This window comes from Variovorax cryoconiti (assembly GCF_051216395.1).
GTDB lineage: Bacteria > Pseudomonadota > Gammaproteobacteria > Burkholderiales > Burkholderiaceae_C > Variovorax.
In genome coordinates this window covers 1-1,043 of the sequence record NZ_JBPJZI010000077.1, presented here as the reverse complement: position 1 = coordinate 1,043, position 1,043 = coordinate 1, and the positions used below count along the sequence as shown (strand labels likewise).

The window sequence follows — 1,043 nt, the reverse complement described above, 5'->3', positions numbered from 1 at the left end:
AATGCCGACCAGATCCAGGGCGACACACAGGGCCGCATGAACGACGTGGAAGGCAGCAGCGTCTTCGCGTTCCAGTTGCCCTCGCTGCCGGGCTCGACCGGCGGGCTGCCGGTGCAGATGGTGATCCGCAGCGCGGGCGACCACCGCGCCGTGTTCGAGGCGATGGAAGCGCTGAAGAAGTCGGCGCGCGACAGCGGCAAGTTCGCCGTGGTCGACAGCGACCTGGAGTTCAACAACCCCACGGTCGAGATCCGCGTGGACCGCGCCAAGGCCAACAGCATGGGCGTGACGATGAAGTCCATCGGCGACACGCTGGCGGTGCTGGTGGGCGAGAACTACGTCAACCGCTTCGGCATGGACGGCCGCTCTTACGACGTGATTCCGCAGTCGCCGCGCGAGCAGCGGCTCACGGCAGAAGCGCTCTCGCGCTACTTCGTGAAGAGCGCTAGCGGCCAGCCCGTGGCGCTGGCCAACCTGGTGCAGCTGTCGACCAGCGTGGGCCCCAACAAGCTCACGCAGTTCAACCAGCTCAATGCGTCTACCTTCCAGGCCATTCCGATGCCGGGCGTGACCATGGGCGACGCAGTGGCCTTCCTGAGCGAAGAGGCGAAGAAGCTGCCGGCCGGCTTCAGCTACGACTGGCAGTCGGATGCGCGGCAGTTCACGCAGGAGGGCTCGGCGCTGGTGATGGCCTTCGTGTTCGCCATCGTGGTGATCTACCTGGTGCTGGCCGCGCAGTACGAGAGCCTGCGCGATCCGCTGATCATTCTGATCAGCGTGCCGATGTCGATCTGCGGCGCGCTGGTGCCGTTGGCGCTGGGCTTCGGCACCATCAACATCTACACGCAGATCGGGCTGGTAACGCTCATCGGGCTCATCAGCAAGCACGGCATTCTGATGGTGGAGTTCGCCAACGAGATCCAGATGCGCAAGGGCTTCGACCGGCGCGCGTCGATCGAGGAGGCCGCGCGCATCCGGCTGCGCCCCATTTTGATGACCACGGCCGCAATGGTGATGGGCCTGGTGCCGCTGCTGTTCGCGAG

1 protein-coding gene is annotated in these 1,043 nt (G+C 65.6%); it reads left to right on the top strand.

Going from position 1 to position 1,043, the window contains the following annotated elements; translation table 11 throughout:
- A partial coding sequence (locus ACSFA2_RS25865; protein ID WP_435458179.1) for an efflux RND transporter permease subunit occupies positions 1–1,043 on the top strand: 1,043 nt, incomplete at both ends.